Below are 26584 nucleotides of genomic sequence, written 5' to 3'. Positions count from 1 at the left end.
ACCCGAATGCAGGCCATATTCCACTGTACCGAATCTGCCTGCTGGCGCCAACGCAGTTGCGCCGAGATCGTAAACACGTTCTCACAGGGCGGCCAAGGTTCTACGGCACAATGCCTGCCATGCTGATGTATCCCCAATTCGATCCCATCGCCATCAAGATCGGTCCGCTGGCCGTGCATTGGTATGGCCTGACGTATCTGGTTGCCTTTGGCCTGTTCCTGCTGCTGGGCATTCGTCGCCTCAAGGACCAGCCTTTTGCATCGATCACCACACCGTCGCGCTGGGTGCGCAAGGACGTGGAAGATATTCTGTTCTATGGCGTGCTGGGTGTAATTGCAGGGGGCCGCCTGGGCTACTGCCTGTTCTACAAACCGGGTTACTACCTGAGCCATCCGCTGGAAGTGTTTGCCATCTGGCAAGGCGGCATGAGTTTCCACGGTGGGCTGATCGGTGTGATCGTGTCCATGCTGCTGTTTGCCCGGCTCAAGGGGCGCCCCTGGCTGCAAGTGGCCGATTTTGTAGCGCCCTGCATCCCACTGGGGCTGGCATCGGGCCGCATCGGCAACTTCATCAATGGCGAGTTGTGGGGCCGCTTTGCCAGCCCCGAGCTGCCCTGGGCCATGGTGTTTCCGCAAAGCGGGTCCATGCTGCCGCGCCACCCGTCGCAGATCTACCAGTTTCTGCTGGAAGGTGTGCTGCTGTTCATTCTGCTGTGGTGGTACTCGCGCAAGCCGCGTGGTGAAGGCCAGGTGGCAGGCATCTTCATGGTGGGGTATGGTGTGCTGCGCTTCACGGCCGAGTACTTCCGCGAGCCGGACGATTTCCTGGGCCTGCTGTCGCTGGGCATGAGCATGGGCCAGTGGCTATGCGTACCCATGGTGCTGTTTGGCCTCTTCCTGTGGAACCGCGGCCGCAGCCAGTCCATTGCGGCAGCCGTGTGACAAACCCCTGACGGGGTCCGGGCCGGCACTATACTGACCGTTTGTTTCAAACAAAGGCTGCCACGCGTCCGCCAATGGCTGCGCCTGTGGCACGGCCTCCCTCATCCGTCTAGTTCTTGGAGTCGTGGAATGAAGAAAGTTTTGGCTGTTACCCTGGCCGCCTGTGCGCTGATGGGCCTGTCTGCAAAGGCGTTTGCCCAGCAGGACCTGAAGGTGGCCGTCGATCTGTCGTACGAGCCCTTCACCTACAAGCTGCCATCGGGCCAGCCCGCAGGTTTCGATATCGATATCGCCAATGCGGTGTGCGAGCAGATCAAGCGCAAGTGCGTGTTTGTCGAGCAGGTGTGGGACGGCATGATTCCCGGACTGCAGGCCAAGAAGTACGACGTGATCATCAGCTCCATGGCCAAGACCGAAGACCGTGCCCGCGTGGTGGATTTCACCAATAAGTACTACCACACCGGCGCTCGTGTCGTGATGCCCAAGGGCTTCAAGTACACCGGCCCCGAGTCGCTCAAGGGCAAGAAGATTGGCGTGCTCAAGGCCAGCATTCAGGAAAAATGGGCGCTAGCCTATCTGAAGCCCGCAGGTGCCGATGTGGTGTCCTACCCTGGCCGCGACCCCGTCTACCTGGACATCAATTCGGGCCGCCTCGATGGCTCCGTGGCCGACAGCGTGGAAATCGCCTATGGCTTCCTGAAGAAGCCGGAAGGCCAGAAATTCGAATTCGTCAGCGACACGCTGGTCGACAAGAAGATTTTTGGTGAAGGTGCCAGCATTGCCTTGCGCAAGGGCCAGCCGGAGCTGAAGAAGGAGCTGAACGATGCGATCGCCGCGATCCGCACCAACGGCACTTACAAGAAGATTGCCGACAAGTACTTTGACTTTGATCCGTACGGCAAGGACTGATCCTCCACCGCTCCACATTAGGCAGGCCTTTGTGCCTGCTTTTTTATTGCCGGGTCATCTCGAGGCTTGAGGCAAGCTGCGGGCAGGGGTTGTCAGGCAACGGTAACAGAGCGGACTTGGTGTAAATACGCAATGCGAAATGCTGTGTTATTTTCCATAATTACAGCAGCCGCACGCAATGGTTACAGAGTTCGACATGCCTGTGCATATCGCTCGCATGGCTGGACAGCGTTTCCTGCAACTGCGGATTCTTCATTGTCTTGAGGAAGCACGTGAATGGCCACAGCCGCGCAACCCTTGCATGACACCGTCGCCACCCAGGTCCGCGACCTCATTTTTGCGGGCGAGCTGGAGCCCGGCGAATTGCTGGATGAGAAGGCCCTGTGCGATCAACTGGAGGTATCGCGCACGCCGCTGCGCGAGGCGCTCAAGCTGCTGGTCTCGGAGGGGCTGCTGCGCCACGAGCCGCGCCGGGGCTGCTTTGTCGAGAAGATCACCGACCGTGACCTGGATGACATCTTTCCGGTGATTGCTCTGCTCGAAGGGCGGGCGGCGTTCGAAGCCACCCACAAGCTGAGCGCCGCCGACCGCGCCGTGCTCGACGTGATGCACGAGCAGCTCACGCATTGCGCCCAATCGGGCGATATTGCGGGTTATTACCGCATGAATCACCAGATTCACGAAGCCTTCATCACGTTGGCCGATAACCGTTGGCTGGCACAGACCATTGCAGATCTGCGTCGCATCCTGCGGCTGGCGCGTCTGCAGCAACTGAGTGCGCCCGGCCGCCTGGCGGGCAGCCTGCAGGAGCACCTGAACATTTACGAAGCCATGGTGGCGGGCAAGCCAGATGCTGCCGAGCAAGCCATGCGCCACCATTTGCTGCAGCAGCGCAAGGCTTTGCAGCGCATGACCACCTTGTCCCTGTCGAGAATCGCCTTATGACCAAGACCTCTGAATCCAACGAAACCGCAGCAAGCGCTGCCACCGATATCGGGTCGATGGCCTCCGGCTGGCTGCAAAAAAGCGCGGCCTGGTTGCGCTCGGTTGGCATTCCTGCCGAGTTGGGCAACGATGTACCTGAAGGGGAGCGGAACACGACCGAGCGCCTCAAGGCCACCTTGCGCCGTGGCGCCGAGGCCTTGTCCCCGCGTGAACTGCGCCGTGTACTGGCTGACTTGCAGGGGGCGGCTGCCAGCGAGGTGAGCGATGTGGAGGGCGGACGCCTGGCCGAGCAGGTGATGCAGTGGTATGCCGGTGCGGCACCCGCAGAGCGGCAGGATCTGTGGCGCCTGCTGTGTGATCAGTTTGTGCCCGATGTGGCCAAGATCCAGCAGGCGCGCCAGCGTTATGAGGATGCGCTGGGCACCTCTGGCATGGGCGCTGCCGAAAAGCACTTGCGCCGCGCCTTGCAGACCCCGCGCATGCGGCTGCTGCAGCGCTTTGCCGTGCCGCCCCAAGGCATGCGCTTTTTGCTCGATCTGCGTGCCGATCTGCTGCCGCTGCTCAAGACCGAGGAATGGCTGGGTACGCTCGATGCCGATCTGGAGTACCTGTTCTCCACCTGGTTTGATGTGGCGTTTCTGGAAATGCGCAGCCTTAACTGGGATTCGCCCGCGTCGCTGCTGGAAAAACTCATCAAATACGAAGCCGTGCACGACATCCGCAGCTGGGCCGATCTGAAAAACCGGCTCGACAGTGACCGTCGCTGCTATGGATTCTTTCACCCCCGTCTGCCGGGCGAGCCGCTGATCTTTGTGGAGGTGGCGCTGGTCGGCAAGATGTCCGATTCCATCACGCCCCTGCTCGATGAAGCGGCCGCCGCAGCTGATCTGACCAAGGCAAGCACGGCTATCTTCTATTCCATCAGCAATACACAGACAGGATTGCGCGGCGTGAGCTTTGGCGATTCCCTGATCAAGAACGTGGTGGAGCAATTGCTGCAGGAGTTTCCCAAGCTGCGCACCTTTGCCACCCTGTCGCCCATTCCGGGCTTTCGCCACTGGCTGGGCAAGCATGCAGATGCCGTCTGGGAAGGCGCTGACAAGCGCCTGCGTGCGGACCTCGCCAAGGAACTGGGCAACGAGACCATGGATGGCGCGCAATGGCTGGCCATGTATGACAAGCCCACCGAGCTTGCCGCCGACAGCGTACAGGCCAAGCTGCTGACCCATGCCGCCGCCGTCTACCTGGGCAAGACCCTGGTGCAGGGCCGGCCTGTGGACCCTGTGGCGCGTTTCCATCTGGGCAATGGCGCGCGGGTGGAGCGGCTCAACTGGGCGGGCGACCCTTCTGCCAAGGGCGTCAAGCAATCCTACGGGTTGATGGTGAACTACCTGTATGACTTGAAGCGCCTAGACAAACACCGCAGTCTGCTGGCCCAGGGCAAGGTGCCGGTGTCATCGGCGATTGAATCGCAGGCCAAGGCCTGATCCGGTCTTCAAAAACAATAGCTGGTTGCGCCTGTCTTTATTGGGTTTTCGATGGAAAAGATCTTGAAAACCAATAGCGACAGGCGCCTGCAGCTCTCATTGACGAGTGATTGGTTGCAATTTGCCGCCATACGGCAGTGAAAAAGGAGCATCGACGCTGGCCCATCCGTCTGCCGGGCCGGTTTGGTAGTGCAGGAGACAGGCTGCAGCAGAGAGCCGGAACAGGTTCCACCCCGCCGCAGCAAAAAATAGCAAGGAGACAAACATGAGCAAGCGCAATCCTGGAATTTCTTTCCACCCCTTGCCGCGCCGGCATTTCCTGGGCCAGATGGCCGCAGGCATGGCGGCGGGCGGTCTGCCGCTATGGGCCATGGCGGAATCCGCCAAGGACTGGCCGAGCAAACCGGTGACCTGGGTGGTGCCTTTTCCTGCGGGTGGCGGTACGGACGCGTTCGCGCGCCCGCTGTCCTCGCAGTTCTCCAAGACCACCGGCAAAACCCTCGTGATCGACAACAAGGGCGGCGCGGGTGGAACCTTGGGCGCCAGCTACGCGGCGCGCCAGCCGCACGATGGCTATACCTTCTTCATGGGCGGCACGCACCACGTGATCGCACCCTCGGTCTATCCCAAGCTCGATTACGACATCCAGAAGGATCTGGTGCCGCTGGCGCTGCTCGCGACAGTGCCGCAGGTGCTGGTCATCAACCCCAAGAAACTGCCTATCAAGAACATGCAGGAGCTGCTGGCCCAGCTCAAGGCCAATCCCGGCAAGATGACATTCGCATCGGCGGGGGCTGGCTCCAGCCACCATCTGGCAGGCGAGTTGTTCAAGATACAGAGCAAGACCGATATCCTGCATGTGCCCTACAAGGGTGCGGGGCCGGCGCTGCAGGATTTGATAGCGGGCAATGTGGATATGCTGTTTGACGGCCTGGGTTCATCGGCGGCGCACATTGCTGCGGGTCGCATCAAATGCCTGATGGTGGCCGGTGACAGGCGCAACCCATCGCTGCCTGATGTGCCCTGTGCTGCCGAAGTGGGGCTGCCCGACTACAACGTCACCACCTGGTACGGCCTGTGGGCCGTCAAGGGAACGGCACCCGAGGTGCAGGCGCGCATGGTGGAGGAGGTCAGGCGAATGGGGGCTTCCGAAGAAATCAAGGCGGTCTGGGCGAAAAATGGGGCGGACTATGGCAGCATGACGCAGCCGCAGTTTGCCGCCTTTGTGAACGACGAAGTCAAGCGCTGGGCGGCGGTGGTCAAGGCCTCGGGCGCCAAGATCGAATAAAGGCATGCATTCCGTTTCTTCATCACCCGATGGTGAAAACGCAAGGCGCAGGCTTGGAAGGCATGCCGCCTGCGAAGCTGGCCAGCCATTGACGAATGCAGGAATGGAATCACATGGGAGTGGGGTGATGGCAGGTCAGATCAGGCAGGAGGCGTGGGTGGCTGCGGATGGCCGAGACCATGCGCATATCGTGCGCGTGGTGCTCAGCCACCCGGGCAAGCTCAATGCCATGTCGCGCGACATGTGGCGGGAGCTACGCTCTGTTTTTGAGAGCTTGCAGCGCAATCCGGCTGCGCGCTGCATCGTGATCGAAGGTGAAGGGGATGCGTTCTGCGCTGGTGGCGATATCTCGGAGTACGAGCGCTTTCGCTTCGCGCCTGACACCCTGGCTGCTTTTCACGAAGGCGAAGTCTGGGCAGGACTGGATGCCATGCTCCGTTGTGACATCCCCGTCATCGCGGCCATCCGTGGCGCCTGCATGGGCGCAGGTGTGGAGATTGCCAGTTGCTGCGACATCCGTATTGCCGCCACCAATGCCAAGTTTGGCGCACCCATTGCCAAGCTGGGTTTTCCGATGGCACCCAAGGAAGCTGCGCTGGTAGCCAGCCAGGTGGGCGCCATGAAAGCCCGGCAGATGCTGCTCGAAGCTGCGGTGTTTGGCGCAGACCAGATGCAGGCCGCCGGGTTTGTCAGCCGCTGCATGGAACCTGACCTGCTGGCCGCGCACGTTGCCGAAACTGCGGCGCGCGTGGCGAGTCTGGCTCCCCAGGCGGCAAGGCTCAACAAACAAACCCTGCGTGCGCTGGCGGCAGGCGACATGGCTGCCCCCGCTCTGGCGCAACCCTATGCTTATGCCGATTCTGCCGAACACCGCGAAGGCATTGCAGCCTTTGTGGCCAAGCGGGCTCCCCAATTCTGAAGGCGCCTGCCAAGACGCCCAGGACCTAACCAACCAGAGACAGACATGAAAAACGACAACCTGTTTTGCGCGCTGCGCGCAGCCTTTCCCAAAGACCTGGATGCCATCGCCGTGGAGACCACATCGGCCAGTGGTGAGCCGCTGAACTACAGCTGGCGTGATCTGGACCGCATGAGTGCCCGCATTGCCAATCTGCTGGGCAGCCTGAAGATACCCGCAGGCAGCCGCGTAGCGGTACAGGTCGAGAAATCGGTGGAAGCCATGGCGCTGTACCTGGCCACCCTGCGAGCAGGCTACGTTTTCCTGCCGCTGAACACCGCCTACCAAAGTGCCGAGATCGAATATTTCATCACCAATGCGGAACCAGCCGTGGTGGTGTGCTCGCCGCAGAACTTTGGCTGGGTGTCCAAAATCGCCTTCCAGTGCGGCACACAAAGCGTTTTCACGTTGGGCGATGACCGCAGCGGCACCTTGCTGGAGCGTGCTGTGCACTGTGCCGATACGCATGAGCCTGCCGTCAGGCAAGTCGACGACATGGCCGCCATTCTGTACACCAGTGGCACCACCGGCCGCAGCAAGGGGGCCATGCTGAGCCACGGCAACCTGCTGAGCAATGCAGTGATGCTGAAGGACTACTGGGGCTGGAAGGAGGGTGACGTGCTGATCCATGCACTGCCGATCTTCCATGTGCACGGCCTGTTCGTCGCCATCCATGCGGCTCTGCTCAATGGCAGCAAGATGATCTGGTTCTCCAAATTCGAGCCCAAGGCCGTGATCGCTGCGATGGAGCGCGCTACCGTCTTCATGGGTGTTCCCACCCTGTATGTACGCATGCTGGCCGAGCCCACGCTCACGAGGGCCGCCACCCGGAACATGCGCCTCTTCATTTCCGGCTCCGCGCCGCTCCTGATCGAGACCTTCCGCGAATGGCAGGAGCGCACCGGCCACACCATCCTGGAGCGCTACGGCATGAGCGAAACCATCATGCTTGTCTCCAACCCCTACCGTGCCGATAGCCGCTACGACGGGCAGGACGAGCGCCGGGGCGGCACCGTCGGCTTTCCACTGCCGGGTGTGGGCGTGCGCGTGCAGGGCGATGATGGTCAGCCGCTACCGGCTGGCGAGATCGGCAACATCCAGGTACAAGGCCCCAATGTGTTCAGTGGCTATTGGCGCATGCCTGAGAAGACCGCCGAAGAGTTCACGAAGGATGCCTGGTTCAAGACCGGTGATGTCGGCAAGGTGGACGCGCGCGGCTACGTGACGATTGTGGGTCGCAGCAAGGATTTGATCATCTCGGGCGGCTACAACGTCTACCCGGCAGAGATCGAAGGCTTCATCAACGAACTGCCCGGCGTGGCCGAAAGTGCCCTGGTTGGCGTACCGCACCCTGACTTTGGCGAAGTGGGGGTTGCCGTGGTCATTGCCAAGCCAGGCCAGGCCGCAGATGCCGAAGGCATCATTGCGACGCTGAAAAAACAGCTGGCCAATTTCAAGATTCCCAAGCGCTGCTTTGTGGTGAACGAGCTGCCGCGCAACACCATGGGAAAGGTGCAAAAGAATCTGCTGCGGGCGCAATACCAGGACCTGTTCAAGGGTTGAAGCTCTTGGCGCCTTCAAGCCAATCCATGAACCAGGGCGGCTGGAGGCCGTAAAGCAAAAGAGAAGGCTAAAAGCCTTCTCTTTTTATAAGCGGCGGGCACTCAAACCTGCCGTTCGCTCTGCTACTGAAAACAAGGTGGCTGTCCTTGGCCCGCATGCGCTGCAGGCCGGATTTGCCAGAAACTCAGCGCAGTACCAGCACCGGAATCGTGGCATGCGTCAACACATGCTGGGTCTCGCTGCCCAGCAGCAGGCGCTTGATGCCGCGATAGCCATGCGAGGCCATGACGATCAGGTCACAGTGCTCCTTTTCCGCGGTCTTGAGCAGCGATTCGGCCACCAGATCGGATTGCAGAACAATGCTCTTTACCGGCACGCCCACTGCAGTTCCCTGGGCAACGACCTTGTCGACCACGACCTGGGCGGCGTCCAGCCAGCCTTGCTGGATACGTTCCACCTCCTTGAGGTCGATGACCGCGCTGCCTTCAAAGTAACTGCGGGGGTAGTTGGGCGAGATATTGACCACGGTGATCTGGGTCTGTCCCAGCTTGGCCAGAGCAAGCGCATGCTGCACTGCTTTTTCGGACAGCTCGGATCCATCGGTGGCGAGCAGGATATGGTTGTACATCTTCAGCTCCTTTCGAGGGTGCAACCGGGGCGGCTGCATGTTTGTACCTTAACCCATTGGCGCAAAGGCTGCCTTGCGCTGTGTCAGAGCCGACAATGGCAGCATATGTTTGCCGGGAGCACGGTAGGCCTACTCAGACCGTGCATTGCTGGCTGTTAATCAGGGCCTGCAGCTTGTCGGTATCCAGGATGCGTACATGGCGTTGTTTGACTTCGATGATGCCGTCTTCCGCGAACTTGGAGAAGGTGCGGCTCACGGTCTCCAGCTTCAGGCCCAGATAGCTGCCGATTTCTTCCCGCGTCATGCGCAGTATCAGCTCGGACTGCGAGAAGCCCCGCGCGTGCAGGCGCTGCACCAGATTGAGCACGAATGCGGCCAGGCGTTCCTCGGCGCGCATGCTGCCTAGCAGCAGCATCACACCGTGTTCGCGCACGATTTCGCGGCTCATCACCTTGTGAACGTGGTGCTGCAAGGCATTCACTTCGCGCGACAGCTCTTCCAGCTTGGAATAGGGCATCACGCAGACTTCCGCATCTTCCAGCGCAATGGCATCACAGGAATGCTGGTCGTTGACGATGCCGTCCAGACCAATGATTTCGCCTGCCATCTGAAAACCTGTGACTTGATCGCGTCCATCTTCGGTGGCCACGCTGGTCTTGAAGAAACCGGTGCGAATCGCGTACAGTGATGTGAACGCCTCGCCGTTGCGAAACAGCGCTCCCCCGCGCTTGATTCTGCGGCGCGTGGCCACGATCTCATCGATGCGATCCATCTGGTCGGGCGACAGACCCACGGGCATGCACAGCTCTCGCAGGTTGCAGTTGGAGCAGACCACTTTGATTGTGTTGGCTGTCATGAGTCAATATCCGTTCACAAAAAGATCGCGCGGGGGCGGAGGTTCCTTGAATGCTTCCATTGTCTACGCAGACAAAAAAAATACTCTTGATGTAAGTCAAGGACGTGGCCGGCCGGTTGCGGCACATTGGGGCATCCGTACGGAATTGAGACCATGATTTCCCTGACCCCCGATTTGTTGCGCCGGTTTGATGTACCCGGCCCCCGTTACACTTCGTATCCTACCGCAGACCGATTTGTTGAAGCCTTTGGTGCGAATGGCTACAAGCAGGCGCTGGAGCAGCGGCGAACCGGGCTGGGTACCCGCTTGGCACCCTTGTCGCTGTATGTGCACATTCCGTTCTGCGAATCACTGTGCTACTACTGCGCCTGCAACAAGATCATCACCAGGCATCCCGAACGCGCCGACGAATACCTGGATTATCTGGAGCGTGAACTGGATCTGCAACTGGCCCACTGCCCGGCCCGCCAGACCGTCAGCCAGCTGCACCTCGGCGGCGGATCGCCCACCTTCCTCTCCGACGATGGGCTCTCACGCCTGATGGACATGTTCAAAAGCCGGTTCCAGCTGCAGCCGGGGGGTGAGTACTCGATCGAGGTCGATCCACGGACCGTGAGCGGGGAGCGCCTCGCACACCTGTTTCGACTGGGCTTCAATCGCCTGAGTTTCGGCGTGCAGGATTTTGACCCGCAAGTGCAAAAGGCAGTGCACCGCGAGCAGTCCTCGGAGCAGGTTTTTTCCCTGATGGCCCAGGCGCGGTTGATTGGCTTTGAATCCATCAATATTGACCTGATCTACGGCCTGCCTCACCAGACGCCGGTCAGTTTTGCACACACGATGGAACTGGTGAGCCAACTGCGGCCCGATCGTATTGCGCTGTATGCCTATGCGCATCTGCCTGAACGTTTCAAGCCCCAACGCCGCATTGTCGTGCAGGATCTTCCCAAGCCCGTTGACAAGCTGACCATGCTGGCCCAGGCGCTGGAAGCCCTGCAGGCGGGCGGATACGTCTATGTAGGTATGGACCACTTCGCGCTGCCTGATGATGCTCTGGCCGTGGCCAAGCGCCAAGGGCGCCTGCACCGCAACTTTCAAGGCTACAGCACGCAGCCCGATTGCGATCTGCTGGCGCTGGGTGTCTCGGCCATTGGCAAGATCGGCGCTACCTACAGCCAGAATGCCAAGACGCTGGAGGAGTACTACGACCTGATCGACCAGGGGCAGATTCCTGTGGTGCGAGGCCTGGCACTCTCGCGCGATGACATGCTGCGCCGCTCCGTGATCATGGGCCTGATGTGCCAGGGCAGCCTGGTGATCGAATCGGTGGAGCAGGCCTGGCTGATCGATTTTCGCCAGTACTTTGCCGCCGAGCTGGAGCAACTGCGCAGCATGCAGGAGCAGGGGCTGGTTCAGATCACTGGCGATGCCGTGTCCGTGACCGAGCTGGGCTGGTACTTTGTGCGTGGCGTGGCCATGGTGTTTGACAAGCACCTGCAGGCGGATCGCACGCGGGCCCGGTTCTCGAAAATCATCTAGGAGCCTGCCTGCGGCTCAACGCCTTACCAGGCCCTCAGGCTCTTGTAGAGCATGTAGACCGCCAGGCACAGCAGAATGCCGCCAAATATCTTCTTGAGCTGGGCCACTGGCAGCCGGTGCGCCGCCCTGGCGCCCAGCGGCGCTGTCAGTACGCTGCATATGGATACCGCCAGCAGGCCGGGCAGCCAGATATAACCCAGCGAGTGGGGCGGCAGGCCTTGTACATGCAGCCCCGCCACCATGAAGCCCAGCACATTGGTCACGGCAATCGGGAAGCCCAGCGCTGCGCTGGTGGCCACTGCGTTGTGGATGGGCACATTGCACCAGGTCATGAACGGCACGCTGATGAAGGCCCCGCCTGCACCAACCAGCCCCGAGAGGCAACCGATCACCCCGCCGGCTGCCAGTTGGCCACCTGTGCCCGGCATGGTGCGCGTGGCTGCGGTTTGGGATTTGCGAAACATGCGCAGTGCCGAGTAGCCGACAAACAGCCCGAAGAACAGGCCCAGATACTGGCCTTTGAGCAGCGAAAAGATGCCCAGGCTCGCGACCAGTCCGCCCAGCACGATGCCGGGCGCAAGGCGCCGAGCGATGTCCCAGCGCACGGCGCCGCGCTGGTGGTGGGCGCGCACGCTGGAGATGGAGGTGAACATGATGGTTGCCATCGACGTGGCAATCGCCATCTTGATGGCCAGTTCCGGGGCAACGGCCTGGGTGCCCAGGATGTAGGTCATGAAAGGCACCAGCACCATGCCCCCGCCGATGCCAAGCAGGCCCGCCAGAAAGCCGGTGATCAAGCCCACGCACGAGAGCGGAAGCAGAACGATGGGATCAGTCATGGGCACCAGTATTCACCTGGACGGTTGTGGTACGCCCAGTAAAAAGGCCACCTGAACCAGGTGGCCTGAAACCCCGCCGCGGCGGAGAGGAGAAGTTGAAAGTGGCTGGCCTCATTGCTTCGGATCAGGCCAGCCAGGCCGAAAACAGGTGTTCGCAGCGGATCCACCAGACCGTCATCCTGAACCGGGGGTTCAGGTGGGCAAGGGCAACCTATCGTTGGGTTCATCTGACGCGAGACGATCACGCTCAATAGGTGATGTACCAAGCCCGTGCTCGTAGAGCATTGGTTCAAGGAACTATAAAGTCTGGCAGGGCTGCGAACGGCTCCATTGTACCGGCAGCCAGGGGGGGATGGCCGTAAAAAACCAATTCAATGCCCAAAGGCTGGGCAAAAACAATAGCGCCCACTGATTGCTGAATATGGGCTCAATGCCGATTTTTCAGCAAATGCTTGCATGCGGCCGCGATCTGGTGTTGTGTGCGAGCCGATGGAGGCGTTTTGCAAAACCCTACACCGTCTGCGTCGCATTGCCTGTGGCTGGCTGTCCAGTGGCGGCATCGAGGCGCTGCATGATGGATTGCAGGCGGGGCTCCTCCCAGTCGAGCGAAGCCTGGGCGGTAGCGGGTTCGGCCTGCTCAAGCTGCGCCACCTGGGTACGGGCCTGTTCGGCTTCCTGGTTCAGCTCGGTGTTCTGGGTTTTCAGATCGAGCAGATCAAAGGCCATGTTGAGGGCAGCCAGCACGGCGATGCGCTCGCGTCCACGAATCTTGCCGGCGTCGCGGATGCCGCACATGGCTTCATCCACCTGCTTGACGGCGGCCATCAGTCGCTCTTCCTGGCCTTCGGGACAGCCCAGCATATAGCTTTGCTGCATGATGTGAACTTCAAGCTGCTTCATGATTCGTCCTGGTCAAAAGTCTTGGGCAGGCGTTCGATCAGCGCGTCAACGCGCGAGCGGGCGGCCGTCAGGCGCGATTGTAGGGAGTCGCGTTCATGGGTGAGGGTATCCACCTGTTCCTGCAGGGTGGCATGCGCGCGCTGCAGTTGTTCGTAGCGGGTCAGCAAAGTTTCCACCCGCTCAAGCATCAGGTCCAAAGAAGGCGTAGTGACCATAGAGAGACAGTTTTATTAAAGCGCAACAGTAAAGACGATAAAATTGTACCCGTTGGTGCTCGCCATGGTGGTTCACATTCTGGCAGTTCAACGGGAAGCAGGGGAGTGCGCTTGTGCCCTACAAGCCATGCTCAACCTGCGCTGCCCCCGCAACGGTAAGCGATGGACGGTATTTGCCCTCCGCAGCCCGCACTCTAAGCCACTGGATACCTTGAACAAGTCTCTGGGAAGGCGCGCGCTGTGTCATCGTCAGCCCGGATACCGGCCAACACTGTGGATGGCGGTGCGCTGCAGAGCGCGCCGCTTCTGTTTTTCCCCATTTGCCGGCGGGGAGGCTGGCGCGGGGTACTTCATCGCTTGAGATGTAGATGCATTCCCATTCGCCAGTGGTGCGCCTGTGCGCGCCCGATTCTGCTATCGTTTTTTCTTCGTTGCACTCGCCATACACCCGCATTGCCCTGGCGGCGGCTCTGATGGCTGCCAGCCTGTCGGCACAGGCCCAGACTGCGAATGAAACAGAGGGTAAAACCCTGGAGGCGATGGTAGTCACCGCCAACCGCATCGAGCAACCGCTGTCCGATCTGACGGCCGATATGTCCATCATCGACAGCAAGACCATTGAGCGCCAGGGGCCAGGTGGCGTGGCCGATGTGCTGGCACGCGTGCCGGGTATCCAGATGACCCGCAATGGCGGCCCGGGCACCAGTACCAGCTTGTTCATTCGAGGTGCCGAGACGCGCTTTACCGCCGTGTATGTGGATGGCGTGCGCGTCGATTCGCAGTCCACCGGCGGTGCCTCGTGGCAAAACCTTCCGCTGGCGCTCATCGACCGCATCGAAGTGCTGCGCGGCCCGGCAGCGGCCGTGTATGGGTCGGATGCCATGGGCGGCGTGGTGCAGATCTTCACCAAGAAGGGCGAAGGCGCGCCCAAGCCCTATGTGGGCTTTGGCGTTGGCAACCGTGGCACCTATACGGCCGAAGCCGGCATCTCTGGTGGCGAAGGGGCGTGGGACTACTCGATTGGCCTCAACCGCGCACAATCGGATGGCTTCAACGCGCGCACCACGGCCACCGCCAACCCCGACAAGGACGGCTACCGCAACAACGCGGTCAATGCGCGCCTGGGCTACCAGCTCAACCAGCAGCACCGGCTGGAAGCCACCATGATGGCCAGCAACATGAATTCGGGCTACGACGTCTCCCCCAAGGAAGATGACCGCAGCATCAACAAGATGTATGCGTTGGGCCTGAACTGGCAGGCCAAGTGGACCGACCACTACAGCACCAAGCTGCAACTCACCCAATCGCGCGATTACTACGAAACCCGGCCATCGCCCTACCAGACCGATACCCGCCTGCACAACTACCTGTTCCAGAACGAGTGGCGTTACGGCATTCACACCATAACGGCCGCGCTGGAGCGCCGTGAGGATTCGCTGGTGAACGGCGGCATCGACCGCGACCGCAGCCAGAATGCGCTGGCGCTGGGCTACGGCATGCACAGCGGTGCACACACCGTGCAGTTAAACCTGCGCCGCGACGACGACAGTGAATTCGGCGGCAAGACCACGGGCAGCGCAGCCTATGGCTACGAATTTGCACCCAACTGGCGTGCCACCGCAACCGTGGGAACCGCCTTCCGCGCGCCCACGCTGTACCAGCGGTTCAGCGAGTACGGCGATGCATCGCTGGCTCCGGAAAAAAGCAAGAATGCCGAATTGGGCCTGCGCTGGGCACAGGGCGCAGACAGCTTCTCTGCCACCGTGTACCGCAACAACGTCACCAACCTGATCAACTGGGTGGGCGGCACAGGCACTTGCAGTGGCAACAATGGACCTTATGGCGGCTGCTACTCGAATGTTGGCAAGGCGCGCCTTGAAGGCATCACTCTGGCCGGCACCACCAAGCTGGGCCAGTTCAACCTGCACGGCTCGGTGGATTTCCAGAACCCGCGCGACCAGACCACGGACAAATTGCTGGCACGCCGTGCCAAGCGCTATGCCACGCTGGGTGGTGACACGCGTGTGGCCGGCTGGACTCTCGGCGCCGAAATGCAGGCCACTGCCAAGCGCTATGACAATGCGGCCAACACCAATGTGCTGGGCGGTTACACCTTGTTCAACCTGTCGGCCAGCACGCAGATTGCCAAGGATTTCAGCCTGATCGCCCGCATCAACAACCTGGCGGACAAGAAGTACGAAACCGCACGCACCTACGCTTCGGAAGGTCGCAGCGCGTACATCGGCATCAAGTGGATGCCCCAATAAGAGCATCCAGGAAATCAGGAAATCAGGAAGTCGGGAGCAAACAGGGTGATGGATGCAGCGGTGAGCGGAAGCGATGGCCAGAAGACCTCCCGGTGCGTGGCGCTGCTGGTGGCGGCGCCTGCATCCGGGCAGGGCAAGACGATGGTGACGGCGGCGCTGGCGCGCCTGCACGCGCGCGCCGGGCGGCGCGTGCAGGTGTTCAAGTGCGGGCCGGATTTTCTCGATCCGCAATGGCACCGGCTCGCCAGTGGCGGTGATGTGCACACGCTCGACCGCTGGATGAACGGCGAGCACGATGTGCGTTCCCGTCTGTACCAGGCCGCCCTTTGCCATGACGTGCTGCTGATCGAAGGTGTGATGGGCTTGTTTGATGGCGAAAGCAGCGCCGCAGATCTGGCCAAATCCCTTGGTGTATCGGTGGTCGTCGTCATTGACGCATCGGCCATGGCTGGCACCTTTGGCGCCATTGCCTATGGCATGCAGCACTTTGATCCTGACATGAAGCTTGCCGGAGCGCTGGCCAATCGTGTAGCAAGCAACTACCACGGCGAACTGCTGCGCGATGGCCTGCGCGACCCGGCGCTCTGGCTCGGGGCGATGCCCCACGTGGCGTTGGCGGGCGGAGCCCCGCGCGCCAACCTGCTGCCGGAGCGCCACCTGGGCCTGGTGGCCGCCCAGGAACTGCCCGATACGCTGGAGCGGCTCGATGCAGCAGCCGATGCGCTGGCCCAGACGCCGCTGGGGCAACTGTCCTGGTCGGACTGGCAGGAGCGCTGGTCGGTGGATTTTGCAGCCCAGGACGATGAGACCGAGATACCTGCGCTGCTGACTGGGCGTCGCATTGCCGTGGCGCGTGATGCGGCCTTCAGTTTCATCTATGCAGCCAATCTGGAATGCCTGCGCGCCATGGGGGCGGAGCTGGCATTCTTTTCGCCCGTGGCGGGCGAGCGCCTGCCTGCGTGCGATGCCTTGTGGCTGCCCGGTGGCTACCCCGAGCTGCACCTGCAGGCCCTGCAGGCCAATGCAGGGTTGCAGCTCGATCTGCAGGCGCATGTGGAGCAAGGCAAGCCCGTGTGGGCCGAATGCGGTGGCATGGTGGCGTTGGCCGAAGGACTGACCGATCTGGAGGGCCGCTGGCACAGCCTGTGGAGCCTGCTGCCTGCACAGGCGCGCATGCAGCAGCGCCTGGCGGGCCTGGGGATGCAACAGCTGGCGACGCCCTGGGGCGTGCTGCGTGGCCACACCTTCCACTATTCCCGCCTGGACAGCGATGCGGGCCTGATTGCTCGCAGCAGCCGGCCGGGCCAGGAACCCGAAAGCGGCAAGGGGGAAGCGGTGTACTGCCATGGCAGCATTCATGCCAGCTATTTCCATGCCTGGTTCCCTTCCTGCCCGCAGGCCGTGGCAGCGCTGCTGGGGGCGGATGTACTGCAGACCTTGCAGCAGACCGCACAGCAGGACTGGCCAGGTGCGTGTGCCGCATCGGCCTCCGAGACTGCATAAGATGGCAGCCATGGCAGAACCTTCGTTTTCAGTGAATGGTGCAGCGCTCAAGCTCTTGCTGCTGGGCGGGCAGAAATCCGGTAAATCACGGCAGGCAGAGCTGCTGGCGCGCCAATGGCTGCAGCAGGGCGCGGGTTACACCGCCAGTCTGATCGCCACCGGCACTGCCTACGACGATGAAATGAAAGCCCGCATTGCCCGCCACCAGAGCGACCGCGCCGCACGCGTGCCGCAACTGGCCACGGTGGAAGCGCCGCGCGATGTGGCGCAGGCGATAGCCGCATGCAGCGGGCCGCAGCACCTGCTGATCATCGATTGCCTCACGCTGTGGCTGACCAACTGGCTGATGCCTGCACCAGAACTTGAGAAAAATCAGGCTTCAACGCACAACTGGCAAGCGCAACAAGCTCTTTTTTTAGGAGCGATTGAGCGTGCGCCCGGCCCGGTCATCCTGGTCAGCAACGAGATCGGCCTGGGCGTGATTCCCATGGGCCGCGAAGTACGCGCCTTTGTCGATGCGCTGGGCGTGCTCAACCAACAAACGGCTGCGGTGTGCAACCGCGTCACACTGATGGCCGCAGGTTTGCCTCTGCACATGAAATGATGGCCCGTTTTATGCATTTTCCAAACTCCTCCCTCCTGCTGCGTGCCGTGCGTACCGCAAGTACCGCAGTGGCAGCAGCATTGCTGGGCGCAGCAGCGGCCAGCGCGAAGGAATTGCCCACCGCCGGGCGTGCCGCAGCCATTCCGGTGCTGGCCGAATCCGCGCGCCTCGCTCCCCAGCCCATCACCGACGACCGTGGCAAGACCGTGCAACTGGCACGGCCGCCGCAGCGCATCGTCAGCCTGCTGCCTTCGCTGACCGAAAGCACCTGCGCCCTGGGCCTGTGCGATCGGCTGGTCGGGGTGGATCGCTATTCGGACTGGCCCCTGGCCGTCAAGAAACTGCCGATAGTGGGCGGAGGGCTGGATCCGAGCGTGGAATCCATCGTGGCGCTCAAGCCTGACCTGGTGCTGATGTCGCATGCCTCGAAGGTGGCCGAGCGGCTGGAAGCGCTGGGCGTGAAAGTGGCGGCGCTGGAAGTGAAATCGCAGGCCGGTGTGCACAAGGTGCTGCAACAACTGGGCCAGGTGCTGGGCGTGCCTGCAGCAGAAGGTGCCGACCGGGTGTGGCGCGAGCTGCAGGCGGGCGTGGCCGATGCAGCGCAGCGTGTACCTGCCTCTGCCAGGCACAGCCGGGTGTATTTTGAAGTGAGCCGGGGCCCGTATGCGGCAGGTCCGCAGTCCTTCATCGGAGAAATTCTGGCCCAGTTGGGGGTGGACAACGTGGTGCCTGCCGAACTGGGGCCGTTTCCGCGCCTGAGCCCCGAGTTTCTGCTGCGCTCCCAGCCCGACGTGATCATGCTGGGCAATCGCAGCATGCAGGCTGCCACCAGCTACCCGGGCTGGAACAGCCTCAAGGCCATCAAGGGCGGGAACCTGTGTGTCTTCAACGACCAGGACTCCTACACCATTGTGCGCCCCGGCCCGCGCATGGCAGAGGCCGCCCACCTGATTGCGCAGTGCCTGATTGACAAGGCGCCAAAAAAGCAAGGCGCAGAAAAGCCGACCGAAGGAGGGCAGCGTTGATGGCGGCTTCGGCAGAGCAGGCGCTACGGCACGAATGCGCCCCCGGCCAGCGCCGCAGCGGCTGGCTGGCGCTGGTGTTGCTGCTGCTTTCCGTCGCGCTGTTGATGGTGGGCGCCAGCGTGGGCAGCACCGGCTGGGAGAGCGTGCTGCGCATGCGGGACGACGCCATGGCCTGGCAGATCGTGATGGACATCCGCCTGCCGCGCTCCCTGGGCGCCTGGCTGGCAGGCGCGCTGCTTGGCCTTGCCGGGGCGGTGGCGCAAGGCCTGTTTCGCAATCCGCTGGCAGATCCGTACCTGTTGGGCAGCGCATCGGGTGCATCGCTGGGCAGTGCCGTGGGCCTGGTGCTGATGGGCTCGTCCCTTACCAGCCTGAGCCTCGTCTACCGGCTGGGCATGACGGGCATGGCCTTTGCCGGCGCTGCCTGCGCCGTGGGCCTGACCGTGGTGCTGGCGCGCAATGTGCAAAACACCTTGCGCCTCTTGCTGGCGGGTGTGATTGTGGGCGTGGTGCTGGGCGCCGTGCGCGATCTGCTGGAATTGAAGCACCCTGACATCCTGCAAGCCATGCAGGCCTTCACGCTGGGCACTTCGGCCTTTGTGGGCTGGGAGGGCTGCGCACTGATGGGCGGGGTACTGCTGGTCTGTGCATTGGCCACCTGGGCCTGCTCGCGGGTGCTCGATGGCCTGACGCTGGGCGAAGCCACGGCCACCAGCCTGGGCTTGCCGCTGACGCAACTGCGCTACGGCTTGGTGGCGGTGCTGGCGCTGGCGACGGGAACGTCTGTGGCCCAGACTGGCCTGATTGCCTTTGTGGGGCTGGCTGCACCGCACCTGGTGCGCAGCCTGGTGCGCATCGGCCACGGCCGCAGCACCTTGTTGGCTGCTGCCATGGGCGGCACGCTGCTGCTGGCCGCAGACATTCTGGCGCGGTGGCTGGTGGCGCCGCAGGAGTTGCCGGTAGGCGTGCTGACTGCTGCACTGGGCGGCACCTATCTGCTGTGGCGCATGCACCGCAGTACCCGGGCGGCAGGAGCCATGTGATGCTGCAAAATACTACCGAAATCATAGCTATTGCTGCGCGTCAGATATGCGCCAGCGTGCATTCCAAGCCGATATTGCATGGCCTGTCTGCCGGGTTCGCCAAGGGCCGGTGGACCAGCATCGTCGGCCCCAATGGCGCAGGTAAATCGAGCCTGCTGAAGGTCCTGAGCGGCCTGTGGCCCGCGCATGGCCTGCAGGGCCAAGTGCATCTGCTGGGCAAACCGCTGCAGTCGTGGCCGCGCAAGGCGCGCGCCCAGACGCTGGCCTGGCTGGGGCAGGGCGAGGTGACCACCGAAGACTTGACGGTGCTGGATGTGGCCTTGCTCGGCCGCCTGCCGCACCAGCCCTGGCTGGCGGCGCCCAGCCACGAAGACCACGCCATTGTGGAGCGCTGCCTGCGCCAGACCCAGGCCTGGGAGTGGCGCCACCGCCCGGTGGTGGAACTCTCGGGCGGTGAACGCCAGCGGGTGCTGCTGGCCCGGGCGTTGGCGGTGCAGGCCCAGGTGCTGCTGATGGATGAACCGCTTGCCAACCTCGACCCGCCGCACCAGACCGACTGGGTGGACAGCGTGCGCGCGCTCACCAGCCAGGGCACCACAGTCATCAGCGTGCTGCATGAAATCTCGGTGGCGCTGCTGGCAGATGACATGCTGATCTTGCAGGAGGGCCGGGTGGTACACCAGGGCGCCTGCAGCGATCTTGCTACCCATGCGGCGCTCGAAGCGGTGTTTGACGACCGCATCCAGGTGCGCAGCATCGATGGCCTGTGGATGGCGTTGCCGCGTATGGCGAAATGAAGAATCCCGCTGCCTGGGCGGACATGTCCGGCGTGTCTCATCCCGGATGCGTCAAATTTTTTAAAGCTGTGGGTGGTGTGTGCCGCTTGCAACCCTGAGAAGGAAAAACATGCAGATCGAAACTCCTCCCACCGAAAAACCTTACGAAAAGCCCGAGGGTGAACGCCGCGGCCTCGTCATCGTCAACACCGGCGACGGCAAGGGCAAGAGCACGGCTGCCTTTGGCCTGGCCTTCCGTGCCACGGGCCGAGGCAAGGCCGTCAAGGTGTTCCAGTTCATGAAGGTGCCCACGGCGCGCTTTGGCGAGCACCGGCTGGCCGATCAGGTGGGGCTGCCCATCGAAGGCCTGGGCGACGGCTTTAGCTGGAAGAGCAAGGATCTGGAACAGTCGGGCCAACTGGCGCGCGACGGCTGGGAAAAGGCCCGGGCGGCCATCCTGTCGGGCGAGTACTTCCTCGTGGTGCTCGATGAAGTCACCTACCCGCTGATCTACGGCTGGCTGCCGTTGCAGGAGGTGCTCGATACGCTGGCTGCGCGACCCAAGGATGTGCACGTCTGCCTCACGGGCCGGCGCTGCCCGCAGGAGATCATCGACATCGCCGACACGGTAACCGAGATGAAGCTCATCAAGCATGCCTTCCAGGCGGGTATTCCTGCCCAACGGGGCATTGAGGATTGAGCGTTAACGGACTCCAGTCCTGTTGCCCTGCTGACCCGGCGGTGACATAAAGGTCCACAATCGAACCATGCCCGATACACCGATTCCTCCCCCAGCGCCGGCCATGATCGCCGCCACGCCGTTCACCGAGGCGGAGCGCGCGGCTGTCTACCGGGCCATCTACGAGCGGCGCGACATGCGTCACTTTGCCGGTGGCGCTGTGCCTGAAGAGGTATTGCTGCGCCTCTTGCGCGCGGCGCACCATGCGCCCAGCGTGGGCTTCATGCAGCCCTGGCGTTTCATCCGCGTGAAAAACGCTGCCTTGCGCCAGGCTATCCATGCACTGGTCGAAGAGGAGCGCGTGCGCACCGCCCGCGCACTGGGCGAGCGCGAGGAAGATTTCATGAAGCTCAAGGTGCAGGGCGTGCTGGATGCCGCCGAGGTGCTGGTGGTGGCCATGCCGCCAGGGCGCGAGGCTCACATCTTTGGCCGCCGCACCCTGCCCGAGATGGACATCGCCAGCGCGGCCTGCGCCATCCAGAACCTGTGGCTGGCCGTGCGCGCCGAAGGGCTGGGCATGGGCTGGGTATCCATTTTCGATCCGCAGGCGCTGGCGCAACTGCTGCAAATGCCTGCAGGCGCCCACCCGCTGGGCGTGCTGTGCCTGGGGCCTGTTGCCGCCTACTATGCCGAGCCGATGCTCCAGCAGGAGAAGTGGGCCTGCCGTGCACCGCTGGAAGACATGCTGATGGACGATGTCTGGACCGAGGGGCCGCCTGCGGCATGACGGCCATCACCTGGTCGGAACTGCTCGCCTGGTCCTTCAGCCCGCTGGGCTGGCTGTACCGGGCGCTCACGGCCGGGCCAGATGCGGCGGTGCTGTGGTCGCAGAATCTGCTGTGCGCCTTGATTGCCGTGCTGGTGGCCTTGGCGCTGGACCGGCTGTGGGGCGAGCCACCTGCCTGGCTACACCCGGTCGTCTACATGGGCAAGCTGCTGGGCGTGATCGGAAAATACATAGCACCCCGCGCAGAGCAGTCGCAAGATTGGATGCGATTTGTATTAGGAATGGTTGCATGGTGCGCGCTGGCAGCTATTGTTTTTGTAATCTACTGGGTCATTCTCTTTCTGCTGCCCCACCAGCCCTGGTGGCTGGCTGGTGTGTTCATGGGGGTGCTGCTCAAGCCGCTGCTGTCCTGGCGCATGCTGAGGGACGAGGTGCTGGCCGTTGAAGCTGCGCTGCAGCAGTCATTGCCAGCGGGCCGCGAGCGCCTGTCGTGGCTGGTGAGCCGCGATACCTCCCAACTGGATGCCGCCACCGTGCGTGAAAGTGCCATCGAAACCCTGGCCGAGAACTTGGGCGACTCCGTCATTGCGCCGCTCTTCTGGTTTGCCATTGCTGGCCTGCCCGGTGCGGCGGTGTACCGCCTGGCCAACACGGCAGATGCCATGTGGGGCTACCCCGGCTGGCGCGGGCAGGGCGAAGATCGCCGTTACTGGCAGTGGGCTGGAAAATGGGCGGCGCGGGCGGACGATGTGCTCAACTGGGTGCCTGCACGCCTTACCGCCGCCTGGCTGGCGCTGCTGGCAGGCGGCATTGCCTGGGATGCACTGCGGCGTGATGCGCGCGTGACGCCTTCGCCCAATGGCGGCTGGCCCATGGGTGCGATGGCGCTGGCGCTGGGCGTACACCTGTCCAAGCCGGGGGTGTACCAACTGAATCCGCAGGGCATGGCGCCCGAGGAACCTCACCTGCAGCAGGCCGTAAATCTGTCCTCCAAAGTGATTGTGGCGCAGGTGGTATGCGTGCTTTTTGCTATTTTTTCAGTAGTGCTGTGGATGGGGGCACGTCATGCTTGAAGGCCTCCATGGCGGTACCGACGCGCTGGGTGTGCCCGCGCACGATTTTTCCACCAATCGCAACGCTTTCGGGCCGTGCCCTGCGGCGGTGGCGGCCCTGCAGGCTGCGCATGTGGCGCAGTACCCCGATCCGCTCTATACGGGGCTGCGGGGGCGACTGGCGGCCTTTCACGCGGTGGAGGAGCGGCGCATCGTCATCGGCGGCAGCAGCAGCGAGCTGATTCACCGGATCACCCAATATGCGGCGCGCAATGGTGCATCGGCCGTTACCTTGCCCCGCCACCACTACGGCGACTATGCGCATGCCGCACAGGTGTGGGGGCTGGCGCTGCAGCGGCGCGACAGCGCAGAGGCTGGCATGGGGCATGGCGATCTGCACTGGTTCTGTGAGCCATCGAGCCCGCTTGGCCAGTTGGATACCGTTTCTGCGTCTGCAGGGCGGGGCTGGCATGTTCTGGATTGCGCCTACCGCCCCCTGTGGCTGGAAGGTGAAGCACCTCAGCGCAACCTGGATGGCCTGTGGCAGCTGTGGACGCCCAACAAGGCCCTGGGCATGACGGGGGTGCGCGCCGCCTACGCGATTGCGCCGCTCCAGGCCACGGATGAGGCGCTTTGCGCGCTGCGTGCGCTGGCGCCATCCTGGGTGGTGGGCGCGCACGGTGTGGCCATGCTGGAAGCCTGGACAACTGGCGAAGTGCAGCAATGGCTGGCCCTGGGCCTGCAAAGCCTGCGAATCTGGAAGCGACAGCAACTGGCGCTGTGTGAGCGGTTGGGCTGGGCGGTGGAGCCCGGCCACCAGGCCAATTACTTTGTGGCGCGGCCACCTCTGGACGAAGAAGCACTCGTGCAACGCCTGGCCCGCCTGCGTACGCAGGGCATCAAGCTGCGCGACTGCGCCAGTTTCGGCTTGCCCGGCCACGTGCGCTTGGGCGTGCTTCCGCCTGCGTCGCAGGCCGCGCTGGAGCAGGCCTGGAGTGCGTTCCCCTAAAGAGAATGAGCGCGGCCAGCGCTGAGGGCATCCATCCGGCGCTACCATTTCGCATGGACTCACCAATTCCTTCCCTGCGCTCCGTTGTGGTGGAGCGTTATGTCACCCCCTTGCGCGAAGGCGGCTCGATGCCTGCCGTGGTCGAGGCGGACGATCTGGGCCTGTACGTGCTCAAGTTCCGCGGCGCGGGGCAGGGCGTGCGCGCCCTGATGGCCGAGCTGATTTCGGGCGGCATTGCCCGGGCGCTTGGCTTGCCCATTCCCGAGATCGTGCTGGCCCGGCTGGATGCCAAGCTGGCGCAGACAGAACCCGATCCTGAAATTCAGGACCTGATACGTGCCAGTGACGGCCTGAACGTGGGGCTGGATTACCTGCCCGGGTCGGTGAATTTCGACCCCGCAGTCGATGTGGTGGACAGCGGCTTTGCATCGCGCCTGGTGTGGTTCGACACCCTGGTCAGCAACGTTGACCGCACGGCGCGCAACACCAATCTGCTGATGTGGCAGCGCCGCCCCTGGCTGATCGACCATGGGGCTACGCTCACCTTTCACCACGCCTGGGAAGGGGTGGTCGCTGACCCTGGCAAGCCCTATGCCCCGATTGCGGACCATGTGCTGCTGCCGCAAGCCTCGCAGCTCGCACAGGTGGACGCGGCGATGGCAGGGCAGTTGACTGCCCCGGTGCTGGAAGCCATTGTGGCGGCCGTGCCCGACTGCTTTCTGAACCAGGCGGCGCAAGACCGCCACAGCGATGCGCTGGCCGATCCGCAGGCCCACCGCGCCGCCTATGTGAATTACTTTTTGGCCCGTCTGCAGGACCGTGGCCGCTGGTTGCAAGGAGCCATCGATGCACGCGCATGATGTATATGACTACGCTGTCGTGCGCGTGGTACCCCGGGTGGAGCGCGAGGAATTCATCAACGCCGGGGTGATCGTCTCCTGCCAGCGCAGCGGTTACCTGCAGGCTGCCATGGCGCTGGATGAGGCGCGGCTGCTGGCGCTGGACCCGCAGGCCGATCTGGAGATGGTGTACCGGCACCTGGGCAGCATCATCGCCATCTGCGAGGGCCGGCCTGAAGGCGGGCCGATTGCGCAATTGCCGTTCCGCGCGCGTTTTCACTGGCTTACTGCCAAGCGCAGCAGCATCATCCAGACCTCGGCTGTGCACACGGGCCTGTGCCTGCATGGCGACCATGCGCTGGAGCGCATCCTGCAGCGCATGGTGTTGCCCCTGCAACCCAAGGTGCACGCATGACCGCCCGGTGTGTGATGGTGCTCGGCACCAGCAGCGGTGCAGGCAAGAGCTGGGTGGCCACGGCGCTGTGTGCCTGGTACCGGGCGCAAGGCTACAAGGTGGCGCCCTTCAAGGCGCAGAACATGAGCAACAACGCGCGCGTGGTGGCCACGCCTGATGGCCAGTGGGGCGAGATTGGTACCGCGCAGTACCTGCAGGCGCTGGCCGCAGGCGCCGTACCCGATGTGCGCATGAACCCGCTGCTGCTCAAGCCCGAGGCCGATACCAAAAGCCAGGTCGTGCTATTCGGCCAGGTGAATGACGAGCTGACGGCCATGCCTTGGCGCGGCCGCAGTGCCCGGGTCTGGCCGCAGATCGCCCAGGCGCTGGATGAGTTGCGCGCCGAAAACGATGTGGTGGTGATCGAAGGGGCGGGCTCGCCCGCCGAGATCAACCTGCACGCGAGCGACGTGGTCAACATGCGCGTGGCGCGGCACTGCGACGCGCACTGCCTGCTGGTGGCCGACATCGACCGGGGCGGCGCGTTTGCGCACCTCTATGGCACCTGGGCCCTCTTGCCTCCCGAGGAGCAGGCGCTCATCAAAGGCTTTGTGCTCAACAAGTTCCGGGGCGATGCCAGCCTGCTCGCGCCCGCGCCGCAGATGCTGGAAGAGAGAACCGGCGTGCCTACCGTGGCCTGCATCCCCATGCAGTTTGCGCACGGCCTGCCGGAAGAAGACGGCGTGTTTGACGACCGTGGCAGCGCCGGCGCGGGGCAGGCGGTGCACACCACCATCGCCATCATTGCCTATCCGCGCATCAGCAATCTGGATGAATTTCAGCCGCTGTTGCAGGTGCCGGGCGTGCGGGTGGTCTGGGCCCGCTCGCCCTCGCAGCTGGCGGGTGCCGATTGGATCATCCTGCCGGGCAGCAAGGCCACGGCCGCCGATCTGACCTGGATGCGCTCGCAGGGGCTGGATGCCGCCGTGACGGCGCACGCCCAGGCAGGCAAGCGGGTGCTGGGCATTTGCGGAGGCCTGCAGATGCTGGGCGAGGCGTTGATCGATCTGCATGGCGTCGATGGCAACGCAGCCGGTCTGGGCCTGCTGCCGCTGGCCACCCTGTTTGCGCAGGACAAGACGGTGCAGCCCACTGCGTTCGCGTTGCCTGCCTTGCAGGCGCCGTGGCAGGCTTTGGGCGGCGTGCAGGTGCGCGGTTATGAAATCCACCATGGACAGACCCAACTGCGAGCCGACATGCAGGCGGGCACCAGCTATCCCGCACACGAGCTGCTGCCGGGCCTGTTGTGGCAGGGTGGAAACCCAGCGGTGCTGGGCACCTATCTGCATGGCTTGTTCGAGAACGGGGAGGTCATTCATGCCCTGTTCGGCCATGACGCGCCCAGCCTGGAGCAGGTTTTCGATCGGCTGGCGCAGGGCGTTGGCGAGTGGTTTGAAGCGGAGGCTCTCGCGCTCCGGTAAAACCTGCCCTTCTGTCTGACCTAATGAAAAGCGCCAGCACATTCATCATGCGCTGGCGCT

The 26584-nt window shown here is 63.0% G+C and carries 27 protein-coding genes and 1 riboswitch; of the genes, 21 read left to right on the top strand and 6 right to left on the bottom strand.

Annotated features, from left to right (window positions below):
- The first annotated feature begins 110 nt into the window (after positions 1–110).
- From lgt to ABIE32_RS05875, 4 genes are all read left to right on the top strand, one after another.
- Complete coding sequence (lgt, locus tag ABIE32_RS05890; RefSeq protein ID WP_429014697.1) at positions 111–941, top strand: prolipoprotein diacylglyceryl transferase; 831 nt, start codon at positions 111–113, stop codon at positions 939–941.
- Between the two features lie 129 nt (positions 942–1070).
- Positions 1071–1850, top strand: coding sequence for a transporter substrate-binding domain-containing protein (locus ABIE32_RS05885; RefSeq protein ID WP_224149914.1), 780 nt, complete (start codon positions 1071–1073; stop codon positions 1848–1850).
- 276 nt (positions 1851–2126) lie between these two features.
- Positions 2127–2795, top strand: a complete 669-nt coding sequence (locus tag ABIE32_RS05880; protein ID WP_224149913.1) for a GntR family transcriptional regulator — start codon at positions 2127–2129, stop codon at positions 2793–2795.
- A gap of 56 nt (positions 2796–2851) precedes the next feature.
- On the top strand, positions 2852–4282 hold the full coding sequence (locus tag ABIE32_RS05875; protein WP_429014877.1) for a malonyl-CoA decarboxylase: 1431 nt from the start codon (positions 2852–2854) through the stop codon (positions 4280–4282).
- Between the two features lie 96 nt (positions 4283–4378).
- Here the strand turns inward: ABIE32_RS05875 and ABIE32_RS05870 are convergent, their stop codons facing one another.
- Positions 4379–4549: a hypothetical protein gene (locus ABIE32_RS05870; protein WP_429014695.1), complete on the bottom strand. Its 171-nt coding sequence runs from the start codon at positions 4547–4549 to the stop codon at positions 4379–4381.
- On the opposite strand from ABIE32_RS05870, the gene ABIE32_RS05865 reads away from it, so the two are divergent.
- From ABIE32_RS05865 to ABIE32_RS05855, 3 genes are all read left to right on the top strand, one after another.
- Entirely contained in the window at positions 4548–5570 is a 1023-nt protein-coding gene (locus tag ABIE32_RS05865) for a Bug family tripartite tricarboxylate transporter substrate binding protein (protein ID WP_429014693.1), read from the top strand. The two genes, ABIE32_RS05870 and ABIE32_RS05865, sit on opposite strands and share 2 nt — an antisense overlap.
- Positions 5571–5697: 127 nt before the next feature.
- Positions 5698–6489, top strand: coding sequence for an enoyl-CoA hydratase/isomerase family protein (locus tag ABIE32_RS05860; RefSeq protein ID WP_429014692.1), 792 nt, complete (start codon positions 5698–5700; stop codon positions 6487–6489).
- Positions 6490–6534: 45 nt separating this feature from the next.
- Positions 6535–8091 (top strand): malonate--CoA ligase, encoded by a 1557-nt coding sequence (locus ABIE32_RS05855; protein WP_224149910.1) that lies wholly within the window; start codon positions 6535–6537, stop codon positions 8089–8091.
- Positions 8092–8275: 184 nt separating this feature from the next.
- Here ABIE32_RS05855 and ABIE32_RS05850 read toward each other — a convergent pair whose 3' ends face one another.
- Positions 8276–8719 (bottom strand): universal stress protein, encoded by a 444-nt coding sequence (locus ABIE32_RS05850; RefSeq protein WP_429014690.1) that lies wholly within the window; start codon positions 8717–8719, stop codon positions 8276–8278.
- Positions 8720–8852: 133 nt separating this feature from the next.
- Positions 8853–9575, bottom strand: a complete 723-nt coding sequence (gene fnr, locus ABIE32_RS05845) for a fumarate/nitrate reduction transcriptional regulator Fnr (RefSeq protein WP_224149908.1) — start codon at positions 9573–9575, stop codon at positions 8853–8855.
- Positions 9576–9728: 153 nt separating this feature from the next.
- Here fnr and hemN point away from each other — a divergent pair, with 153 nt between their 5' ends.
- Positions 9729–11111, top strand: a complete 1383-nt coding sequence (hemN, locus tag ABIE32_RS05840) for an oxygen-independent coproporphyrinogen III oxidase (RefSeq protein WP_429014687.1) — start codon at positions 9729–9731, stop codon at positions 11109–11111.
- Between the two features lie 23 nt (positions 11112–11134).
- Here hemN and ABIE32_RS05835 read toward each other — a convergent pair whose 3' ends face one another.
- The 3 genes from ABIE32_RS05835 to ABIE32_RS05825 form a co-directional block, all read right to left on the bottom strand.
- Positions 11135–11950 (bottom strand): sulfite exporter TauE/SafE family protein, encoded by an 816-nt coding sequence (locus ABIE32_RS05835; protein ID WP_224149906.1) that lies wholly within the window; start codon positions 11948–11950, stop codon positions 11135–11137.
- A 510-nt stretch (positions 11951–12460) separates the two neighbouring features.
- Positions 12461–12850 carry a cell division protein ZapA gene (locus ABIE32_RS05830; protein WP_429014685.1) on the bottom strand — a complete coding sequence of 130 codons (390 nt, stop codon included), beginning with the start codon at positions 12848–12850 and terminating at the stop codon, positions 12461–12463.
- On the bottom strand, positions 12847–13065 hold the full coding sequence (locus tag ABIE32_RS05825; RefSeq protein ID WP_224149904.1) for a PspA/IM30 family protein: 219 nt from the start codon (positions 13063–13065) through the stop codon (positions 12847–12849). The genes ABIE32_RS05830 and ABIE32_RS05825 overlap by 4 nt, the downstream gene beginning before the upstream one ends.
- Positions 13066–13102: 37 nt before the next feature.
- A riboswitch (cobalamin riboswitch) is annotated at positions 13103–13349 on the top strand.
- A gap of 189 nt (positions 13350–13538) precedes the next feature.
- Between ABIE32_RS05825 and ABIE32_RS05820 the strand changes: the two genes are divergently transcribed.
- The 13 genes from ABIE32_RS05820 (at position 13539) to ABIE32_RS05760 (ending at position 26524) form a co-directional block, all read left to right on the top strand.
- Positions 13539–15332: a TonB-dependent receptor domain-containing protein gene (locus tag ABIE32_RS05820; RefSeq protein ID WP_429014875.1), complete on the top strand. Its 1794-nt coding sequence runs from the start codon at positions 13539–13541 to the stop codon at positions 15330–15332.
- A gap of 48 nt (positions 15333–15380) precedes the next feature.
- A complete protein-coding gene (locus ABIE32_RS05815) occupies positions 15381–16835 on the top strand; it encodes a cobyrinate a,c-diamide synthase (protein ID WP_429014683.1) in 1455 nt (484 codons plus the stop codon).
- 10 nt (positions 16836–16845) lie between these two features.
- On the top strand, positions 16846–17439 hold the full coding sequence (locus ABIE32_RS05810) for a bifunctional adenosylcobinamide kinase/adenosylcobinamide-phosphate guanylyltransferase (protein ID WP_429014681.1): 594 nt from the start codon (positions 16846–16848) through the stop codon (positions 17437–17439).
- Between the two features lie 11 nt (positions 17440–17450).
- Positions 17451–18464 carry an ABC transporter substrate-binding protein gene (locus ABIE32_RS05805; RefSeq protein ID WP_429014679.1) on the top strand — a complete coding sequence of 338 codons (1014 nt, stop codon included), beginning with the start codon at positions 17451–17453 and terminating at the stop codon, positions 18462–18464.
- Positions 18464–19507, top strand: coding sequence for a FecCD family ABC transporter permease (locus ABIE32_RS05800; protein WP_429014678.1), 1044 nt, complete (start codon positions 18464–18466; stop codon positions 19505–19507). The genes ABIE32_RS05805 and ABIE32_RS05800 overlap by 1 nt, the downstream gene beginning before the upstream one ends.
- Entirely contained in the window at positions 19507–20304 is a 798-nt protein-coding gene (locus ABIE32_RS05795; RefSeq protein WP_429014677.1) for an ABC transporter ATP-binding protein, read from the top strand. Before ABIE32_RS05800 ends, ABIE32_RS05795 begins: the two co-directional genes overlap by 1 nt.
- A 109-nt stretch (positions 20305–20413) precedes the next feature.
- Positions 20414–20983: a cob(I)yrinic acid a,c-diamide adenosyltransferase gene (gene cobO, locus ABIE32_RS05790; protein WP_224149897.1), complete on the top strand. Its 570-nt coding sequence runs from the start codon at positions 20414–20416 to the stop codon at positions 20981–20983.
- Positions 20984–21050: 67 nt separating this feature from the next.
- A complete protein-coding gene (gene bluB, locus ABIE32_RS05785) occupies positions 21051–21749 on the top strand; it encodes a 5,6-dimethylbenzimidazole synthase (protein WP_429014675.1) in 699 nt (232 codons plus the stop codon).
- Complete coding sequence (gene cbiB / locus ABIE32_RS05780; protein WP_429014674.1) at positions 21746–22822, top strand: adenosylcobinamide-phosphate synthase CbiB; 1077 nt, start codon at positions 21746–21748, stop codon at positions 22820–22822. The genes bluB and cbiB overlap by 4 nt, the downstream gene beginning before the upstream one ends.
- The gene (locus ABIE32_RS05775; protein ID WP_429014672.1) at positions 22815–23810 is read left to right on the top strand and encodes an aminotransferase class I/II-fold pyridoxal phosphate-dependent enzyme; all 996 of its coding nucleotides are present in this window, start codon (positions 22815–22817) and stop codon (positions 23808–23810) included. The genes cbiB and ABIE32_RS05775 overlap by 8 nt, the downstream gene beginning before the upstream one ends.
- A 53-nt stretch (positions 23811–23863) precedes the next feature.
- Positions 23864–24670 (top strand): HipA family kinase, encoded by an 807-nt coding sequence (locus ABIE32_RS05770; protein WP_429014671.1) that lies wholly within the window; start codon positions 23864–23866, stop codon positions 24668–24670.
- Positions 24657–25064 carry a DUF3037 domain-containing protein gene (locus tag ABIE32_RS05765; RefSeq protein WP_184708430.1) on the top strand — a complete coding sequence of 136 codons (408 nt, stop codon included), beginning with the start codon at positions 24657–24659 and terminating at the stop codon, positions 25062–25064. Before ABIE32_RS05770 ends, ABIE32_RS05765 begins: the two co-directional genes overlap by 14 nt.
- Complete coding sequence (locus ABIE32_RS05760; RefSeq protein WP_429014670.1) at positions 25061–26524, top strand: cobyric acid synthase; 1464 nt, start codon at positions 25061–25063, stop codon at positions 26522–26524. The genes ABIE32_RS05765 and ABIE32_RS05760 overlap by 4 nt, the downstream gene beginning before the upstream one ends.
- Positions 26525–26584 lie beyond the last annotated feature (60 nt).

Source organism: Comamonas sp. 4034 (genome assembly GCF_050434545.1).
In the GTDB taxonomy this organism is placed as follows: domain Bacteria; phylum Pseudomonadota; class Gammaproteobacteria; order Burkholderiales; family Burkholderiaceae_C; genus Comamonas; species Comamonas odontotermitis.
This window is presented reverse-complemented; position numbering and strand designations above follow the sequence as displayed.

What these genes read in the sequence shown, in the direction of transcription:
- lgt (WP_429014697.1), top strand. Translation starts at nt 111, where the DNA reads ATGCCTGCCATGCTGATGTATCCCCAATTCGATCCCATCGCCATCAAG.
- ABIE32_RS05885 (WP_224149914.1), top strand. Translation starts at nt 1,071, where the DNA reads ATGAAGAAAGTTTTGGCTGTTACCCTGGCCGCCTGTGCGCTGATGGGC.
- ABIE32_RS05880 (WP_224149913.1), top strand. Translation starts at nt 2,127, where the DNA reads ATGGCCACAGCCGCGCAACCCTTGCATGACACCGTCGCCACCCAGGTC.
- ABIE32_RS05875 (WP_429014877.1), top strand. Translation starts at nt 2,852, where the DNA reads ATGGCCTCCGGCTGGCTGCAAAAAAGCGCGGCCTGGTTGCGCTCGGTT.
- ABIE32_RS05865 (WP_429014693.1), top strand. Translation starts at nt 4,548, where the DNA reads ATGAGCAAGCGCAATCCTGGAATTTCTTTCCACCCCTTGCCGCGCCGG.
- ABIE32_RS05870 (WP_429014695.1), bottom strand. Translation starts at nt 4,549, where the DNA reads ATGTTTGTCTCCTTGCTATTTTTTGCTGCGGCGGGGTGGAACCTGTTC.
- ABIE32_RS05860 (WP_429014692.1), top strand. Translation starts at nt 5,698, where the DNA reads ATGGCAGGTCAGATCAGGCAGGAGGCGTGGGTGGCTGCGGATGGCCGA.
- ABIE32_RS05855 (WP_224149910.1), top strand. Translation starts at nt 6,535, where the DNA reads ATGAAAAACGACAACCTGTTTTGCGCGCTGCGCGCAGCCTTTCCCAAA.
- ABIE32_RS05850 (WP_429014690.1), bottom strand. Translation starts at nt 8,719, where the DNA reads ATGTACAACCATATCCTGCTCGCCACCGATGGATCCGAGCTGTCCGAA.
- fnr (WP_224149908.1), bottom strand. Translation starts at nt 9,575, where the DNA reads ATGACAGCCAACACAATCAAAGTGGTCTGCTCCAACTGCAACCTGCGA.
- hemN (WP_429014687.1), top strand. Translation starts at nt 9,729, where the DNA reads ATGATTTCCCTGACCCCCGATTTGTTGCGCCGGTTTGATGTACCCGGC.
- ABIE32_RS05835 (WP_224149906.1), bottom strand. Translation starts at nt 11,950, where the DNA reads ATGACTGATCCCATCGTTCTGCTTCCGCTCTCGTGCGTGGGCTTGATC.
- ABIE32_RS05830 (WP_429014685.1), bottom strand. Translation starts at nt 12,850, where the DNA reads ATGAAGCAGCTTGAAGTTCACATCATGCAGCAAAGCTATATGCTGGGC.
- ABIE32_RS05825 (WP_224149904.1), bottom strand. Translation starts at nt 13,065, where the DNA reads ATGGTCACTACGCCTTCTTTGGACCTGATGCTTGAGCGGGTGGAAACT.
- ABIE32_RS05820 (WP_429014875.1), top strand. Translation starts at nt 13,539, where the DNA reads ATGGCTGCCAGCCTGTCGGCACAGGCCCAGACTGCGAATGAAACAGAG.
- ABIE32_RS05815 (WP_429014683.1), top strand. Translation starts at nt 15,381, where the DNA reads ATGGATGCAGCGGTGAGCGGAAGCGATGGCCAGAAGACCTCCCGGTGC.
- ABIE32_RS05810 (WP_429014681.1), top strand. Translation starts at nt 16,846, where the DNA reads ATGGCAGAACCTTCGTTTTCAGTGAATGGTGCAGCGCTCAAGCTCTTG.
- ABIE32_RS05805 (WP_429014679.1), top strand. Translation starts at nt 17,451, where the DNA reads ATGCATTTTCCAAACTCCTCCCTCCTGCTGCGTGCCGTGCGTACCGCA.
- ABIE32_RS05800 (WP_429014678.1), top strand. Translation starts at nt 18,464, where the DNA reads ATGGCGGCTTCGGCAGAGCAGGCGCTACGGCACGAATGCGCCCCCGGC.
- ABIE32_RS05795 (WP_429014677.1), top strand. Translation starts at nt 19,507, where the DNA reads ATGCTGCAAAATACTACCGAAATCATAGCTATTGCTGCGCGTCAGATA.
- cobO (WP_224149897.1), top strand. Translation starts at nt 20,414, where the DNA reads ATGCAGATCGAAACTCCTCCCACCGAAAAACCTTACGAAAAGCCCGAG.
- bluB (WP_429014675.1), top strand. Translation starts at nt 21,051, where the DNA reads ATGCCCGATACACCGATTCCTCCCCCAGCGCCGGCCATGATCGCCGCC.
- cbiB (WP_429014674.1), top strand. Translation starts at nt 21,746, where the DNA reads ATGACGGCCATCACCTGGTCGGAACTGCTCGCCTGGTCCTTCAGCCCG.
- ABIE32_RS05775 (WP_429014672.1), top strand. Translation starts at nt 22,815, where the DNA reads ATGCTTGAAGGCCTCCATGGCGGTACCGACGCGCTGGGTGTGCCCGCG.
- ABIE32_RS05770 (WP_429014671.1), top strand. Translation starts at nt 23,864, where the DNA reads ATGGACTCACCAATTCCTTCCCTGCGCTCCGTTGTGGTGGAGCGTTAT.
- ABIE32_RS05765 (WP_184708430.1), top strand. Translation starts at nt 24,657, where the DNA reads ATGCACGCGCATGATGTATATGACTACGCTGTCGTGCGCGTGGTACCC.
- ABIE32_RS05760 (WP_429014670.1), top strand. Translation starts at nt 25,061, where the DNA reads ATGACCGCCCGGTGTGTGATGGTGCTCGGCACCAGCAGCGGTGCAGGC.